General features: G+C 63.5%; 11 protein-coding genes. All 11 read left to right on the top strand.

Annotated features, from left to right (window positions below):
* Positions 1-18 precede the first annotated feature (18 nt).
* The 11 genes from tssB (at position 19) to ACPTTC_RS25730 (ending at position 17356) form a co-directional block, all read left to right on the top strand.
* Entirely contained in the window at positions 19-573 is a 555-nt protein-coding gene (tssB, locus tag ACPTTC_RS25780; RefSeq protein WP_423394465.1) for a type VI secretion system contractile sheath small subunit, read from the top strand.
* Complete coding sequence (gene tssC, locus ACPTTC_RS25775) at positions 566-2074, top strand: type VI secretion system contractile sheath large subunit (RefSeq protein WP_423394464.1); 1509 nt, start codon at positions 566-568, stop codon at positions 2072-2074. Before tssB ends, tssC begins: the two co-directional genes overlap by 8 nt.
* Before the next feature lie 71 nt (positions 2075-2145).
* Positions 2146-2637, top strand: a complete 492-nt coding sequence (locus ACPTTC_RS25770; RefSeq protein ID WP_027791618.1) for an Hcp family type VI secretion system effector — start codon at positions 2146-2148, stop codon at positions 2635-2637.
* Positions 2638-2653: 16 nt separating this feature from the next.
* Positions 2654-3202, top strand: a complete 549-nt coding sequence (tssE, locus tag ACPTTC_RS25765) for a type VI secretion system baseplate subunit TssE (RefSeq protein WP_423394463.1) — start codon at positions 2654-2656, stop codon at positions 3200-3202.
* Positions 3203-3206: 4 nt separating this feature from the next.
* Positions 3207-5078 carry a type VI secretion system baseplate subunit TssF gene (tssF, locus tag ACPTTC_RS25760; protein WP_423394462.1) on the top strand — a complete coding sequence of 624 codons (1872 nt, stop codon included), beginning with the start codon at positions 3207-3209 and terminating at the stop codon, positions 5076-5078.
* Complete coding sequence (tssG, locus tag ACPTTC_RS25755) at positions 5075-6187, top strand: type VI secretion system baseplate subunit TssG (protein ID WP_423394461.1); 1113 nt, start codon at positions 5075-5077, stop codon at positions 6185-6187. Before tssF ends, tssG begins: the two co-directional genes overlap by 4 nt.
* A gap of 12 nt (positions 6188-6199) precedes the next feature.
* Entirely contained in the window at positions 6200-8866 is a 2667-nt protein-coding gene (gene tssH / locus ACPTTC_RS25750) for a type VI secretion system ATPase TssH (RefSeq protein WP_423394460.1), read from the top strand.
* A complete protein-coding gene (tssI, locus tag ACPTTC_RS25745; RefSeq protein ID WP_423394459.1) occupies positions 8863-11067 on the top strand; it encodes a type VI secretion system tip protein TssI/VgrG in 2205 nt (734 codons plus the stop codon). The genes tssH and tssI overlap by 4 nt, the downstream gene beginning before the upstream one ends.
* A gap of 15 nt (positions 11068-11082) precedes the next feature.
* Positions 11083-12348 (top strand): hypothetical protein, encoded by a 1266-nt coding sequence (locus ACPTTC_RS25740; protein ID WP_423394458.1) that lies wholly within the window; start codon positions 11083-11085, stop codon positions 12346-12348.
* Positions 12349-12363: 15 nt separating this feature from the next.
* Entirely contained in the window at positions 12364-16986 is a 4623-nt protein-coding gene (locus ACPTTC_RS25735; protein ID WP_423394457.1) for an RHS repeat-associated core domain-containing protein, read from the top strand.
* Positions 16979-17356 (top strand): hypothetical protein, encoded by a 378-nt coding sequence (locus tag ACPTTC_RS25730; protein ID WP_423394456.1) that lies wholly within the window; start codon positions 16979-16981, stop codon positions 17354-17356. The genes ACPTTC_RS25735 and ACPTTC_RS25730 overlap by 8 nt, the downstream gene beginning before the upstream one ends.
* Positions 17357-17454: the final 98 nt, after the last annotated feature.

Genomic DNA, 17454 nt, shown 5'->3' with positions numbered 1-17454 from the left:
GATGCGAAGGAGTGGACGATGACGGACAGAACCAAGGCGGCGGGCAGCGGACAGAAGTTCATCGCGCGCAATCGGGCGCCGCGCGTACAGATCGAGTACGACGTCGAGACCTACGGCGCCGAACGCAAGGTGCAGTTGCCGTTCGTGATGGGCGTGATCTCGGACCTGGCGGGCAAGCGTGCCGAGCCGCTGCCGGACCTGCCGGAGCGCAAGTTTCTCGAGATCGACGTCGACAACTTCGACGAGCGGATGAAATCGGTCGCGCCGCGGGTTGCGTTCCAGGTGCCGAACACGCTGACGGGCGAGGGGATGCTCAACGTCGACATGACGTTCGAGCAGATCGACGATTTCTCGCCGGCCGCGATCGCACGCAACGTCGACGCGCTGCGCCGGCTGCTGGAGGCGCGTACCGAGCTGTCGAACCTGCTGTCGTACATGGACGGCAAGCACGGCGCCGAGCAGCTGATCGAGCGCGCGATCAACGATCCCGACCTGCTGAAGACGCTCGTGCGCGAGCCGCATGCACCCGTGCAGGGCAGCGACGCGATCCAACCGGAGGCCCGCGATGAATGATCCCGTTCAATCCCGCGTCGACGCGCGCGACGCCGCGCAACCGGCCGTCGCGCACGACGAATTCGCCGCGCTGCTGCAGAAGGAGTTCAAGCCGAAGACGGCCGAGGCGCGCGAGTCGGTCGAGCGCGCGGTGCGCACGCTCGCGCAGCAGGCACTCGAACATACGGTCGGGATGACGACCGATGCGTACGGCAGCGTGAAGCAGATCATCGCGGAGATCGACCGCAAGCTGTCCGAGCAGATCAACCAGATCCTGCATCACAACGAGTTCCAGACGCTCGAAGGCGCGTGGCGGGGGCTGCATTACCTCGTCACGCACACCGAGACCGACGAGCTGCTGAAAATCAAGGCGCTGCCGGCGTCGCGCAACGAGGTCGCGCGGATGCTGAAGCGCTACAAGGGTGTCGCGTGGGACCAGAGCCCGCTGTTCCGCAAGATCTACGAAGAGGAATACGGGCAGTTCGGCGGCGAGCCGTTCGGCTGCCTGGTCGGCGATTTCCATTTCAACCACAGCCCGCCCGACGTCGAGATGCTCGGAGAGTTGTCGAAGATCGCGGCCGCCGCGCACGCGCCGTTCATCGCCGGCGCGTCGCCGGAGCTGATGCAGATGGATTCGTGGCAGGAGCTGTCGAACCCGCGCGACCTGACGAAGATCTTCCAGAACACCGAATACGCGGCATGGCGCAGCCTGCGGCAGTCGGAGGATTCGCGCTACATCGGCCTCGCGATGCCGCGTTTTCTCGCGCGACTGCCGTACGGCGCGCGCACCAACCCGGTCGACGAATTCGATTTCGAGGAAGACACCGACGCCGCGAACCACGACCGCTACACGTGGGCGAACTCGGCGTACGCGATGGCCGCGAACATCAATCGCTCGTTCAAGCAGTTCGGCTGGTGTTCGTCGATCCGCGGCGTCGAATCGGGCGGGGCGGTCGAAGGGCTGCCGAGCCACACGTTCCCGACCGACGACGGCGGCGTCGACCAGAAATGCCCGACCGAGATCGCGATCAGCGACCGCCGCGAGGCCGAACTCGCGAAGAACGGCTTCATGCCGTTCGTGCACCGGAAAAACTCGGATTTCGCGGCGTTCATCGGCGCGCAGTCGCTGTACCAGCCGGCCGAATACCACGATCCCGACGCAACCGCGAATGCGCGGCTGTCCGGCCGCCTGCCGTACCTGTTCGCGTGCTGCCGCTTCGCGCACTACCTGAAGTGCATCGTGCGCGACAAGATCGGCTCGTTCCGCGAACGCGACGACATGGAGCGCTGGCTGAACGACTGGATCATGAATTACGTCGACGGCGACCCCATCAATTCATCGCAGGAAACCAAGGCGCGCAAGCCGCTCGCGGCCGCGCAGGTGGTCGTCGACGAGGTCGAGGACAACCCCGGCTACTACACGTCGAAGTTCTTCCTGCGACCGCACTACCAGCTCGAAGGGCTCACCGTATCGCTGCGGCTCATCTCGCGGTTGCCGACCGCGAAGGCGGCCAACGAGTGAGCGGCGGGGCAGGCAACGATCGGCATTCAACGCGGCATTCATCCTGACATCGCACTGAAACGGAGACGGCAATGGGCGTGGCAATGTTTATGAAGGTGGACGGCGTGACCGGCGAATCGGCCGACGCACAGCACAAGGGCTGGACCGACATCCAGTCGTTCACGTGGGGCGCGAGCCAGCCGGGCGCGATGGCGAGCGGCAGCGGCGGCAATGCGGGCAAGGCGAGCTTCAACGATCTCGTCGTCGCCGCGTACATGGACAAGGGCGCGCCCGCGATCATCAAGAACTGCGCGAACGGCAAGCACCTTTCGTCGGTCGAGATTTCCGCGTGCAAGACGGGCGGCACGCAGGTCGAGTTCATGCGCGTGACGCTGCAGGAGGTGCTCGTCACGTCCGCGCAGGTCGCGGGCATCGATCCGGGCGACGTCGCCGACCGGTTGATGATGCATTACGGCTTCCAGGCCGCAAAGGTGAAGAAGCAGTACTGGCAGCAGAACGACAACGGCGGCAAGGGCGCGGAGGTGACCGTCGGCTGGAACATCAAGGAAAACACCGAGATGTGACGGCGCGGAGATAACCATGGACGACCCGCGAACCCGCGACGGCCGGGAGGGCAACCTGCGCGACCGGCTCCAGCCCGCGCTGCTCGACCGGCTCACGGACGACACGCCGCAGCGCGCGACCGAAGCGCCCGGCGCGCAGTGGATCGGCACCGAACGCCTGCGCACGGCCGTGCTGCGCGATCTCGCGTGGCTGCTCAATACGCGCAACGCCGAGGACGGTTTCGTCGACTGGTCGGCGTTCGCGCAGGCGCAGGCGTCGGTGCTCAACTACGGGATGCGGCCGCTGGTCGGCAAGCCGATGTCGGGCGTCGAGCGGATGTCCGTCGAGGCGTCGATCCGCGACGCGATCCTCCGCTTCGAGCCGCGCATCGCGCCCGACAGCGTCGACGTCCGCAGCGTGACCGACGCGCCCGGCGGTCGCGCCGGCGAACGGCGCCACAACGTGCTGTTGTTCGAGATCCGCGGCACGCTGTGGTCGATCCCGCATCCGCTCGAATTCCTGCTGCGCTCCGACCTCGATCTCGAGACGGGCGCGATGTCGCTGCAATCCGTGGCGGGGGCCTGACGCGATGGATACGCGCCTGCTCGATTACTACAACCGCGAACTCGCGTACCTGCGCGAGCTCGGCGGCGAATTCGCGCAGCAGTTCCCGAAAGTTGCCGCGCGGCTGCGGCTCAATGACTCGGGGCCGCCCGACCCGTACGTCGAGCGTCTGCTCGAAGGCTTCAGTTTCCTCACCGCGCGCGTGCAGCTCAAGATGGACGCCGAGTTTCCGCGCTTCACCCAGGCGCTGCTCGATGCGGTGTATCCCGGCTATATCGCGCCGCTGCCGTCGATGGCGATCGTGCGGTTCGCGCCGATGCTGAACGAAGGCAGCCTCGCCCAAGGCTGGCGACTGCCGGCCGGCACCGCGCTGCGCGCGCGACCGGCCGCGTCCGAGCAGACTGCGTGCGAATTCCGCACCGCGCACGACCTGACACTGTGGCCGCTCGAACTGACCGATGCGACCGTGACCGGCGCGCCGTCATGGCTGCCGCGCGGCGCTGTCGTGGCGCGGCAGGACGTGCGCGGCGCGCTGCGCATCCGGCTGAAGGCGCGCGGCGGTGCGAAGCTGTCGCAACTGCCGCTCGACCGGCTGACGTTCCATCTCGCGGGCCCCGAGCGCGACGCGCTGCACCTGCTCGAACTGGTCGCCGCGCATACGCTCGGCGTCGTGTGCCACGATCCGGCGCAGCCGCCGCGCTGGCTGCATACGCTCGATGCCGACGCGATCGTCCACGAGGGTTTCGATCCCGCGCAGGCGATCCTGCCCGACGACGGCCGCAGCTTCCACGGCTACCGGCTGCTGCGTGAGTATTTCGCGTTTCCGGCTCGCTTCCTGTTCTTCAGCATCGGCGGGCTGCGCGCCGCGCTCGCACGTGCGACCGGCGACGAATGCGAGCTGACCGTGCTGTTCGATCGCCACGACGCGGCGCTCGAAGCAGCCGTCAGCGCGAAACACCTCGCGCTGAACTGCACCCCGGCCGTGAACCTGTTCGCGCGTCGCGCCGACCGAATTCCGCTGCAACCGGGCGCGCGTGAGCACCACGTCGTCGTCGATCGCAGCCGGCCGCTCGACTACGAGGTCTATGCGGTGCAGCGGCTCGCGAGCGAACAGCGCGACGATGGCCAGTCGCGCGAATTCCGGCCATTTCACGCGTCGTTCGCGAGCGACGACGGCAATCACGGCGCGTATTACACGGTGCGGCGCGAACCAAGGCTGGTCTCTTCCCAGGCGCGCGCGAACGGCACGCGCACCGGCTACGTCGGCAGCGAGACCTACGTGTCGCTCGTCGACGGCCAGTGCGCGCCGTACGACGAGACGATGCGCTACCTGGCGGCCGACACACTCTGCACGAACCGCGATCTCGTGCTGCTGCAGCCGCCCGGCGTTGCGAACACGTTCACGCTGCGCGTGTCGGCCCCGGTCGAAAGCATCGTCTCGATCCGCGGCCCGTCGCGGCCGCGCCCGCCGATCGCCGATGCGCAAACCGCGTGGCGGCTGATCCGCCATCTCGGGCTCGCACGCCACACGCTGACTGACCTCGACGACGACGAGGGCGCGCACGCGCTGCGCGAACTGCTCGGCCTGCACGCCGACCCGGCCGATGCCGCGATGCGCCGGCAGATCGACGGCGTGCTGCGCGTGGCGTTCTCGCCGGTGTTCCGCCGGCTGCCTGCATCCGGCCCGCTGATGTTCGGGCGGGGCGTGCAGGTCGACGTGACCGTCGACGACCACGCGTTCTCCGGCGACAGTCCGTTCCTGCTCGGCGCGGTGCTCGAACAGTTCTTCGCGCGCCACGTGTCGATCAACGCGTTCGCCGAATGCGTGCTGACCAGTGCGCAGCGCGGCACGCTTGCGCACTGGCCGGCGCGCATCGGCAGGCGGCCCGCGATATGAAGCGCGATATGTCACCGGGTGCCGGGCCCGCCGCCGAAGCCGCACGCCGCGATGCGTGGTGGGCCCGCCTGCGTGCCGCGCCGCACGGCTACGACCTGTTCCAGGCGCTGCGCTGGCTCGATGCGCTGTCGCCCGGCCGCGCGCCGCTCGGCCATGCCGCGCGACCGCGCGACGAACCGGCGCGGCTCGGGCAGCAACCGTCGCTCGCGTTCGCGGCGTCGATGTTGGCCGGCGTAAGCGACGAGGGCAGTGGCATGCCGCCGCGCATCGCGATCCACGGGTTCGGGTTGTTCGGCCCGAACGGGCCGCTGCCGACGCACCTGACCGAATACGCGCACGAACGCGCGGCGCAGCACGATGACCCGACGTTTGCCGCGTTCGCCGACCTGTTCCATCACCGGCTGATCCTGCTGTTCTATCGCGCGTGGGCCGACGCGCAGCCGACGGTGAGTCTCGATCGCCCGGAGCGCGCACGGTTCGACGGCTATGTCGCGAGCCTGATCGGGCGGGCGGCACACGGCGACAAGCCGGCCGCGAACGCCGACACCGGCGCCGACACGCTCGCGCCGCATGCGCGCTATTTCCATGCGGGCCATCTCGTGCGGCACACGCGCAACCCGGAAGGGCTCGTGCAGATCCTGCGCCGGCATTTCGGTGTCGAGGCGCGCATCGTCGAGCACGTGCCGCAATGGGTCGCGATCGAGCGCTCGCAGCGCTGCGCGATCCGCGCGACGCGGCCGACGTTGCGTATTGGCGCCGTCGCACTCGGCATCGCGGTGCGCGATGCGCAGTCGCGCTTCCGGATCGTGCTCGGCCCGCTGTCGCTCGACGCATACCGCCGTTTCCTGCCGGGCGGCCCGCATGCCCGGCAGCTCGCGCAATGGGTGCGCGAATACGTCGGCATCGAGTTCGACTGGGACGTGCAGCTCGAACTCGCGGCCGACGCGGTGCCGGCGATCGCGCTCGGCGCGCCGCAGGGCATCGGCCGCACCGCGTGGCTCGGGCAGCGGCACGAACCGGGCCCCGCGCGCGACCTCGTCGTTCGCTACGACGTGCGCCGTGGCGGCACGCCGCGCGCCGGCGCCCCCCTTCATCCCGAAACCGCATAAACGGGAACCGTCATGTCCGATATCGGCCGCGTCAACCTGTTCGGAAAACTGAATCCGTTCCTCTACGAGACGCTCGAGCAGGCAACCGGCTTCTGCCGGCTGCGCGGCAATCCGTACGTCGAGCTCGCGCACTGGTTCAAGCAGATCCTGCAGCGGCCCGACGGCGACCTGCAGCGCGTGCTGCGCCGCTTCGACATCGACGAGGCCCCGATCGACCGCGCGCTGGTCACAGCGCTCGACCGGCTGCCGCGCGGCGCGGGCTCGGTGTCGGACCTGTCCGTGCACATCGACGACGCGGTCGAGCGCGCGTGGGTCTACGCGACGCTGAAGTACGACGCGACGCGCATTCGCGGCGCGGTGCTGCTGCTCGCGATCCTGAAGACGCCGCCGTTGCGCAACGTACTGCTGGCGATCACGCGCGAATTCGAGCGCATCGTGCCGGATCTGCTCGCCGACGAACTCGAATCGATCGTCGACGGATCGCCCGAGGCACAACCGGCCGCACATTCTTCGCAGGCCGGCCTCGGCGGCGACGCATCGATGCGAGGCACGCCCGCCGCCGAAGGCTCGGCGCTCGCACGCTTCGCCGTCGACCTGACCGCCCGCGCACGGGCCGGCGAGATCGATCCCGTCGTCGGGCGTGACGCCGAGATTCGCCAGATCGTCGACATCCTGCTGCGACGCCGCCAGAACAACCCGCTGCTGGTCGGCGAGGCCGGCGTCGGCAAGACGGCCGTCGCGGAGGGCTTCGCGCTGCGGATCGCTGCGGGCGACGTGCCGCCGACGCTGCGCGACGTCGCGCTGTACCTGCTCGACATCGGGCTGCTGCAGGCCGGCGCGAGCGTGAAGGGCGAATTCGAGAGCCGGCTGCGCGGCGTGATCGACGAAGCGATGTCGTCCGAGCGCCCGGCGATCCTGTTCATCGACGAAGTGCATACGCTCGTCGGCGCGGGCGGGGCCGCCGGCACCGGCGACGCGGCGAACCTGCTGAAGCCCGCGCTCGCGCGCGGCCTGCTGCGCACGATCGGCGCAACCACGTGGTCCGAGTACAAGCAGTACATCGAGAAGGATCCCGCGCTGACGCGGCGCTTCCAGCTCGTCCACGTGCACGAGCCGGAAGAGACGGCCGCGCTGACGATGCTGCGCGGCCTCGCCGCGAAGCTCGAAGCCCATCACCGCGTGCTCGTGCTCGACGACGCACTGCAGGCCGCCGTCACGCTGTCGCACCGGTATATCCCCGCCCGGCAGTTGCCGGACAAGGCGATCAGCCTGCTCGATACGGCCTGCGCGCGCGTCGCCGTCAGCCAGCACGCGGTGCCCGCGCCGATCGAGGACGCGCGCCGCCGCATCGACAGCCTGCGCGTCGAGCAGGAGCGGATCGCGCGCGAGTGCGCGCTCGGCACCGGCGACGCCGCGCGGCGCGATGCGATCGAGTCAGATATTACCGGCGCGCAGGCGGAACTCGACCAGCTCGACGTGCGCTGGCAAACCGAACGCAATGCATTGGCGGCGATCGTCGAGTCGCGCACCGCGCTGCTCGACGACGATCCGTCGCGCGAACTCGACGCCGCCACGCGCGCCGATATCCAGGCGCACCTCGCGACCGCGCAGCAGGCGCTGGCCGACGTGCAGGGCGATGCGCCGCTCGTGCTGCCCGCCGTCGACACGCACGCGGTGGCGGCCGTCGTGGCCGACTGGACCGGCATTCCGCTCGGCCGGATGGTGCGCGACGAGACGCAGGCCGTGCTGAAGCTCGCCGACACGCTCGGTGAACGCGTCGTCGGCCAGAAGCACGCGGTCGAGCTGATCGCCGAGCGCATCCAGACCGCGCGCGCCAGGCTGGACGATCCGAAGAAGCCGCACGGCGTGTTCCTGCTGTGCGGGCCGTCCGGCGTCGGCAAGACCGAAACCGCGCTCGCGCTGGCCGACACGCTGTACGGCGGCGAGCACAACGCGATCACGATCAACATGAGCGAGTTCCAGGAGGCGCATACCGTGTCGACGCTGAAGGGCGCGCCGCCCGGCTATGTCGGCTACGGGCAGGGCGGGGTGCTCACCGAGGCCGTGCGCCGCCGCCCGTACAGCGTCGTGCTGCTCGACGAGATCGAGAAGGCGCACCGCGACGTGCACGAGATCTTCTTCCAGGTGTTCGACAAGGGCTGGATGGAGGACGGCGAAGGGCGCGACATCGATTTTCGGCATACGGTGATCTTGCTGACCTCGAACGTCGGCGCCGATCGCGTGATGCAGCTGTGCCGCGATCCCGAGCGCCTGCCCGACGTGCAGACGCTCGCCGACGCCCTGCGCGCGCCGCTGCTCGACGTGTTTCCCGCCGCGCTGCTCGGCCGGTTGACCGTGGTGCCGTACTACCCGCTCACCGACGCGACGCTCGCGCGGATCGTCGCATTGCAGTTGCGGCGGATCGAGCAACGGATCGACGCGCATCACGGCATCCGGCTGCGCTGCACCGACGCGGCGACCGCGCTGGTCGTCGAGCGCTGCCGGACGATCGAATCCGGCGGCCGGATGGTCGACGCGATCCTCACGCATACCGTGATGCCGCGCATCGGCCGCGCGATCCTGCAGGCCACGCTCGAAGGCCGCACGCTGTCGTCGATCGAGCTGAGCGCCGCCGACGGCGAATTCGCCTATCGGTTCGACGAGGAGGCAACGACTTGAATCGCGTATTCACACTCGACAGCCCGCACGGCGACGACCTCAAGTTCCATACGCTCGACGGCAGCGACGAACTCGGCCGCCTGTTCGAATTCCGGATCGAGGCGCTCGCCGACAGTCACAGCCTGTCGCTGAAGGACATGCTCGGCAAGGCCGTGACGGTTCGCATCGAACTGCAGGACCAGTCGACGCGCTACCTGAACGGGATCGTTGCGCGCGCATCGCTTTCCGGCAGGCGAGCCGAGCGGTACTACGGCTACGAGCTGGTCGTGCGTCCGTGGCTATGGCTCGCGACGCGCCGCTCGGATTGCCGGATCTTCCAGAACAAGACCGTGCCGGAAATCGTGCAGGAAGTGCTGTCGACGTACGGCTTTCCGATCGAGAACCACCTCGCCGAATCGTATGTGCCGCGCGAGTACTGCGTGCAGTACAACGAGACCGATGCCGCGTTCGTGTCGCGGCTGATGGAGTTCGAGGGGATCTACTTCTGGTTTCGGCATGCGGAGGACACGCATACGCTGATGCTCGGTGACGCGATGTCGTCACACACCGTGCTGCCCGGCTACGAGACGATTCCGTACATCGCGCGCGACCGCACCGCGATCGCCGACGAAGAACATATCGACGGCTGGCTACCCGCGCAGGAAGTGAGCGTCGGCCGACACCAGACCACCGACTACGACTACACGAAGCCGCGCGCGGATCTTTCGTCGCAGAAGGTCGATCCGCGCGGTCACGATCACGACAGCTTTGCGTCGTTCGAATGGCCGGGCGGCTATCACGACGATACACCCGGTGCGCATTACAGCCGCGTAAGGCTCGAGGAACAGCAGGCTGAACATGAACGGGCGAGTGCCGATACCGATGTGCGCGGTGTCGCGCCCGGGTATCTGTTCACGCTCGAACATTGCCCGCGTGCGGACCAGAACCGCGAGTACCTGATCGTGCGGTGCCAGTACCGGTTTCAGGAGAACGCGTACGCGAGCGACCAGGGCGCGGAGGCCGTCGTGCATCAGACGATGATGCTCGTGCAACCGTCGAGCCTGCCTTACCGGTCGCCGCGCGACACGCCGCGGCCGCGGACCAACGGGCCGCAGACGGCCACTGTGGTCGGGCCGCCGGGGGAGGAAATCTGGACCGACCAGTATGGGCGCGTGAAGCTGCAGTTCCGCTGGGATCGGTACGGGCAAAGCAATCAGGATTCGTCTTGCTGGGTGCGGGTGTCGAGTCCTTGGGCCGGGGGTGGGTTCGGGGGCGTGCAGATTCCGCGGGTGGGCGACGAGGTGGTTGTCGATTTTCTGAATGGCGATCCGGATGAGCCGATCGTCACCGGGCGGGTTTACAACGGCGAGAAGATGCCGCCGTGGGGGCTGCCGGGGAGTGCGACGCAGAGCGGGTTGCTGTCACGGTCGTCACCGGGCGGGACGACCGAGCACGCGAATGCGTTCCGGTTCGAGGACAAGAAGGGCGCCGAGCAGCTGTGGATGCACGCGGAACGGAATTTCGATGCGGAGACGGAACTCGATCATTCGCTTTCCGTCGGGAACAACCATACGCATACGGTCGGGAACGACGAGACGATGCAGGTGAAGAACAACCGGCAACGGAGTGTGGGGCAGAACGAGACGGTGAATATCGGGCAGAACAGGGTGGCGCAGATTGGGGCGAATGAGACGCATGGGGTGGGCGGGAATCGAACGCGAACGGTCGGGAAGAACGAAACCGTGTCGATCGCCGCGAATCGCGACGCGACCATAGGCGGCATTCACAGCGAGACAGTTGCGAAGGGCAAGACGGAAACGATCGGAGAAGGCAAGACGCTGAACGTCGGACAGCTTTATCAAACGACATCGCAGGACATGAAGACGCTGGTCGCTTCGGCGCATACCGAAGAGATCGGCGCGCGCACGTCGACGATCGCGAACGCACATACGCACACGGTCGGCGGCGAACATACCGTCAACGTCGGTGCGAACCATACGACGAACGTGCAGCATCAGGTGATCGTCAACGCCGGCGACCAGCTTTCGCTCGTCTGCGGGATGTCCAGCATCGTGATGAAGAGCGACGGCACGATAACGATCCAGGGCGTCAATGTCGCATCGACCGGCACGAATACGCACAGCGTGAACGGTAAGACCGTGACGTCGTCGGCGACCGCGGAGCACACGGTCGAAGGCGCCGTCCTGAAACTGAATCCGTGACAGAGGTCAACACGAATGCAGAACTGGCAGCCGACCAATCCGGTGGAGCGCAGGTTCATGGATGCGCATACGGACTGGATGAGTTTCGCGAAGGACAAAGCCGCGCGGTTGATGGTCTGGCAGACCGACGAGAGGGATGCGGAGCTCGTGCGGTTGTATTTCCAGGTCCAGGACGAGACGTCGTGCGCGGTCAGGACAATGCGGGCGTCGTTCGTCAACGAATCGGGTTATGCGAAGGCGCTGACCGACGAGCTCATTGCATTCTACAACAGCCGGCGGGAGGCATCCAATGCGCAGGGCATACGTGCGGATTGGCAGGTGCCGTACGACGACGGCAAGAATCCCGTGCTCTATCTGTTCGCGGTGACCGACAGCCTGATGCAGCACCATCCGGATATTTTTCCGGCAATGGTGTTCGTGCTGGAACCGGTGAAAGTACGGGATGACTCGGCGTGGGTGCGATGGATGGACGATTTGCTGTCGATCATTGCGGTCGCGCCGCAGCTTGCCGAGCGCGTGCGCTTTGTCGTGCCGCGTATCGACATCGCGCCGTTTGCTGCGTTGATGCAACGGCATCGCGCTACGGTTCGCGTTGTGCACGGCAAGTATTCGATGGCGAGCGTGCCGCGTGAACTGCTGGCGGAATCGGGCGAGCGCGGGCCGAGCGGTGAGTTTCGACGGCATTTCGTGATGTTGACCGAGATGATCGAGGGCGGTAATCCTTCTCGTCTGGAGGAACTGCGTGCGGCGGCGCTGAGGGTGGCTGAGCGCGAGCAGTGGTTCGACCAATGCGTTGTCGTGCACCTGATTTCGGGGGCCGCGTACCTGAAATGGCGCGATCGGGAACGAGCGGTCGCGGCTTACCAAAGCGCAGCCAGCAGCGGCCTGCGAGCCGTCGAGGCCGGGCATCCGGCGGGGCACAAGCTCGTGGCGAACGGGTTGTTCGGCGAGGCGAGCGTACATCTCACGCACAAGGATTATGCTCACTCGGCTTATTGCTACGAGCGCGCGGCGGCGTCGACTACGGCGGCGAAGGACGGGTTGATGACGGTCGAGGCCTGGCGGATGAGCGCGGTGTGCTGGGAACGGGCAGGGGAGCGCGAGCATGCGCTGGAAGCCGGGTTCAATGCGCTCGATGCGGGATTGATGATCGACGAGCCGATGCGGGCAAACAGCAACCTGCCGATGGTTGTCGAGTGGATGGTGTCGCAGCTGGGTGTACAGGACCGGCGGCGCAACGCGTTGAGCGAGAAGGTCGCTGCGTTGCGCGGTGGGCGCTGAGCGGAGGCCGAAACCGTGGCGCTGCTAGCCGTCAAACATCTCGATCCCGTTGTTGGCGTGGACGTTCATTCGGTACTGGTCACGCCGGGTACACCGCCGGTGTTCCTGCCGCATCCTCATGTCGGGTTCATGCTCGATAAGCGCGAGTACATCCAGGCCGCAAAAGCCGTGGTCGGCTGCATTGCGACGATGATCGCGCAGGAGAAGGTGACCGAATACGTCGAGGATCATCCCGAAGAGGTGAAGAAGCTGGAACACCTGGCCGATGAGGCGAACCAGCAGGTCAATAAGCAGCTCAATGATTTGATGGGTGGCGGCAAGTTTCCGGACGTCAAGGACGATCCCACGGTCGCGGAGGGGATGAAACTGGCGAACGAGGCCGACAAAATCAAGAACCGCATCAGTGACGACCTTGGCTCGAACGTCGGATCGGGTGGCAGCAGCGGCAGGCCGATTTTTGTGAACGGGATGATGCGGGCCACCGCGGGCACGCATGCGTATCACGTTCCCGGGTTGCATTTTCCGCTCGGGGAATCGTTCGCGCCTCCGCCCGAGGAGGTTGAACCGTCGAACGACGGGGAATCGTTCATGGGCAGCAAGACGGTGCTCGCCAACAACGATCCGATGTCGTACATGGCGCTGGAAGCGTTGAGTTGCTGGTCGATCGGGATGGAGCCGCCCCCGCATAACAGCGCGCATACGGATCGGACTTATCCGTCGATGCCGAGTTCGGTGATGCTGCCGATTCCGGCAGGGCGGCCGGTGCTAGTGGGCGGGCCGCCGATAATGAACATGGCTGCGGCGGCGAAGGGGTTGTTCAAGGCGTTTCAGGGATCGAAGTGGGCGAAGGCGCTGGCGGACAAGCTGCATTTGAAATCAGGGTTCCTGCGGTGCAATGTGTTGAGGGCAGAGCCAGTGGATGCGATGATGGGGGACGTTGTTGTTCAGCAAAGGGATTTCACGGTTTTTGGGCGTTTGCCGCTCAATTGGGAACGGCAATACTCGAGTCAGAACCAATACCATGGCGCTGTCGGCGCTGGCTGGCAGACCCCTGCCGACATCCGTCTTGAACTGATGCGGCATGACGATGAGGTAGGCGTGTTGGCGTACTTTCCAGATCACGCGACGGCATTCGATACGATGCCGGATGCAGCCGGGTGGTCTGCACGGGTATATGACTGGCAGAACGGACACGTCCTGTATCAACGGAACGATAGGTTGATTCTCCGAACTCGTGCGGGGATCGAGTATGAATTCCCGTTACTCACTCCCTGGCAGCACGCTGTCGCCGCGCTCTCTGACGATGCCACGTTGGTGCTACCTGTTGAACGGATAGCTAACCTAATCAACAATGCGTGGGCATTCAAGCGTCGAACTGACGGCAGTCTTGCGTGCCTGGTCGAATGGAAAGGCAACGTGACGACCGGGCGCAAAATCGAATGCGAGACAAGCCAACATGGCCTAATTGCAGGGGCAGCGAATCTGCTCACGAAGCTAACACTAATCGATCAGGACGGAATTGCACATCCTCTTGTTCAGTACGAGCACGACCGGAACGGGAATTTGACTGCCGTGCTGGATGCAATGAGCCAGCCGCGCCGTTTCGCGTACGCAGACGGCTGCGGTATGGTGCGACACACGAGCGCGAGAGGGGTGTCTTTCCACTACAGCTACTTGAGACACAACGACGACAGGTGGCGAGTCAATCATGCGTGGGGTGACAACGGACTTTTCGATTACCGGTTCATCTACGACATTGAACATTGGGAAACACGAATCACCGATTCGCTGGGGCACACGACTATCCTCTACGCCAATGAACGAGGCATGCCGGTAGCCCAAATTGATCCGCTGGGAGGCATAACGAGTTACCGGTACGACATGCTGGGGCGGGCGAACGCCAAGATCGATCCTGTTGGCCGTACCTCTACCTGGATGTACGACGCGTTCGGAAATCTGCTGACACTGACACTACCGGACGGGAGCATCGTGCGCGCGCAGTACGACTCTGACCACCGGCTTATATGCATGACGGATCCGAATGACGGAGTCTGGCGATATACGTGGGACGAACGCGGGAATCTCCTCGACCAAACAACGCCAGCACAGGCGAGTTCAAAATACGACTACGACACGTATGGTCAGATTGTGTCCTACACGAACCCCCGAGGTGCTGTCACGCGCTTCGGCTACGATTACGATGGCAATCTCACGCAGGTAATAGATGCACTCAACCATGGCAGACAGTACACCTATGATGCCCGGGCCAACCTCATCCAGGTTATCAACGCCCTAGGCCAGGTAAGTCGTTACGAATACGATCGCAATGGAAACCTGACGCGAGTAAGTGAACCGGGAGGGCGAGAAACCTTCTGCAATTACGACGCCGATGGGAATATGGTGAGCTGCCGCGATCCGAACGGCCAGATCACTCAACTCGAATATTCACCGTTGGGACAAGTCACCAGGCGGCTGGCGCCGGACGGTAGCACAGTCGAGTATCGGTACAATACCGAAGAAAAACTGGTTGGCGTTGTCAATGAGCGCGGCGAGCTGTATCAGCTGAATCGTGATGCATTAGGCCGGATCGTCGAAGAGATAGATTACTGGGAGCAACCGTGCCGCTACGAGTATGGTGCTGCGGGCGACCTACTGCGCAGCATCAATGCTCTCGGTCAGGTAGTGAACTATGAATCGGACCCGCTCGGCCGTGTCGTCAAAAAGCATGTGCCGGATCCGCAACGGCCGGAGGGGACCCGAACCGAGACCTTCTCATACGATCGAAGCGGTAACCTAGTTGTCGCCGAAAATCCCGAATGCAGAATCGAACTAAGGTACGACTCTGCGGGTAGAGTCGTCGAAGAAAAACAGGGCAATGAATTCGTGATTGCCAGCATGTATGACGCGGCGGGTAACCGGACGGAACGCAGAACCCAGCTCGTTTCCAGCGACGGGGTCGTGGATCATGTGGTGTTCTACGAGTACAACGTCCTCGACGCTGTGACGTCGATCCGGATCGACAGTGCGCCGCCGGTCAATCTTGAGCGAGATGCTGTCGGGCAAATTCGCGTTGAGCACCTTGGTGCAGCGTTGCGGCGAGAGTTGTCATATACGTCAGAGGGTTTGCCGGCAACGCAAGCCCTGTTTTTCGGTACCGGCCCGATGTTCTCCAGTGAATACACATATGATGCCAACGGCGAACTGCTCGAAAAGCGTGACTCCCGCCTGGGCATTGAACGCTATCAGTACGATTTGGTGGGTAGGCTAACCGGGCATCTCGATCCGACCAACAAGTTGCATCGATTCCGATACGACCCGACGGGTGATCTGCTGAGTACACGAATTCGTCGACACGGCCATAGCAGTAGATTTGATGAAGTATCGCAGGTCGCTGCATGGATCCGAGAAGGCGAACATGACGGTTGCTATTACGGTTTCGACAGTATCGGCAATCTGATACGTCGGCAGGATCAGCAGCAAGATCTGACGTTGCTGTGGGATGGAGACGGCCTGCTAGTCGAATCGCGGACAACACGCGTGTGTCAGACGTCGGCACTCATGAGCAGATCGGGCACGGTGAACATTCGAACCCGATACGGATACGATGCGCTCCGTCGGCGCACGAAGAAAATCACCGAGATTCGCCGCAACATCAATCCACGGAAGGCGACTGAGTCCGGTTGGACAACGCTATACCGTACCAGCAGCTTTTTTTGGGACGGTAATATGCTGGTTAGCGAGGTCCGTAATGGCAATGGATCGATTGATATGCAGCCATCGCAAACCTCGGGACCCCTACACTCGGCGGAAGATTCATCTGGAAACGTGGAGGGTTTGACCACTGAATACCCCGAGTCGACACAGGAAAATCGCGAAGTCCGTGAATGGGTGTACTATCCACAAAGTTTAGTGCCTCTAGTCACCATACAGCATCCATACGTGACTGCCGCACCTGCACTGTTAGAGCATGGCGGCTCATCGCAGTATTACTTCTGCACTGATCCCAATGGCTTCCCGGTACGGGTTATTGATTCGATTGGTGCCGTCGTGTGGGAGGTTAATTACACACCTCCTGGCGACATTAAACTCGTTGAGAATCGAACAGATTTTTACCAACCCATTCGATTCCAGGGGCAATATTACGATGCAGAATCTGGTCTTCACTACAACAGACATCGATACTATGACTCACACAACAGCAGCTTCATCAGCAAGGATCGCATCGGTTTAGCCGGAAACCTCAATCTTTATCAATTTCTAGTCAATTCGCTAGGCTGGATTGATCCCCTGGGGCTGACTGAACACCGAGGCCGAATTCAAGCGCAAGGTGATAATCTAGAGAAATCTTTTTCATGGGCCCAAGACACGCCCATTACCGCGAATGCCGCACTGGAAGGATTGAATGACCTTGAGGCGAGCTTAAGCAAAAGCGATAGAAAAATTAGGGAAAATGAATTTAGACGTGCACGGAAATTTATCAAGAATGCGGAGCGCGCCGGCGGTGTAGACGCGCCCGTAAGCAAGACGTTTCAAGTGAAGGATACCAAACACGAACGTGTGGACATAGAAGTTAACGCCGGAAAGGCGTTCATCCCAGAGGAAGAAGAAAAAACTGGAGGTGTGTGTCAAGATGACTAAGCGCAAAAAAACATCTAGATTTTATGCGTATCTGGACGACGAACAGGTCTACTCCAGGCTTGAGGATTACTGGTTGGAATTGTTCAAAAAAATCATGTTGGATAAAGGGCTTTCAGAGAAGGACTGGGTCACCCCTCTCTACAATACAACATTTTCCAATGGCGAAAAATTCATGGATGCCAATCCAATATTTTCAGCCAAAATCAAGGCAGGAAACAGATCAATAAAGATAATTCATGATCACATTGACGACGAAATCGAAAATCACTGGATAGAAACCAGCGATGATAAAAATGAACTCGTCATAGTATGCGCACTTCCTGAAAAAAGTGCTAACGTGGTTGAATCGTTAATTAGATCCTGGATTTAGATAAACTCCAGATCACACGATACATTGCACGGAATGAGTTGCTGACTGATCGGCCCTTTTGTTATCTTACCACGCCGATTCACGATTCGATACGTAAA

The sequence above is a fragment of the Burkholderia mycopellens genome (genome assembly GCF_964265025.1).
In the GTDB taxonomy this organism is placed as follows: Bacteria; Pseudomonadota; Gammaproteobacteria; order Burkholderiales; family Burkholderiaceae; genus Burkholderia.
Note: the sequence above shows the minus strand (reverse complement) of the source record. Positions and strands in the feature narration are given on the sequence as shown.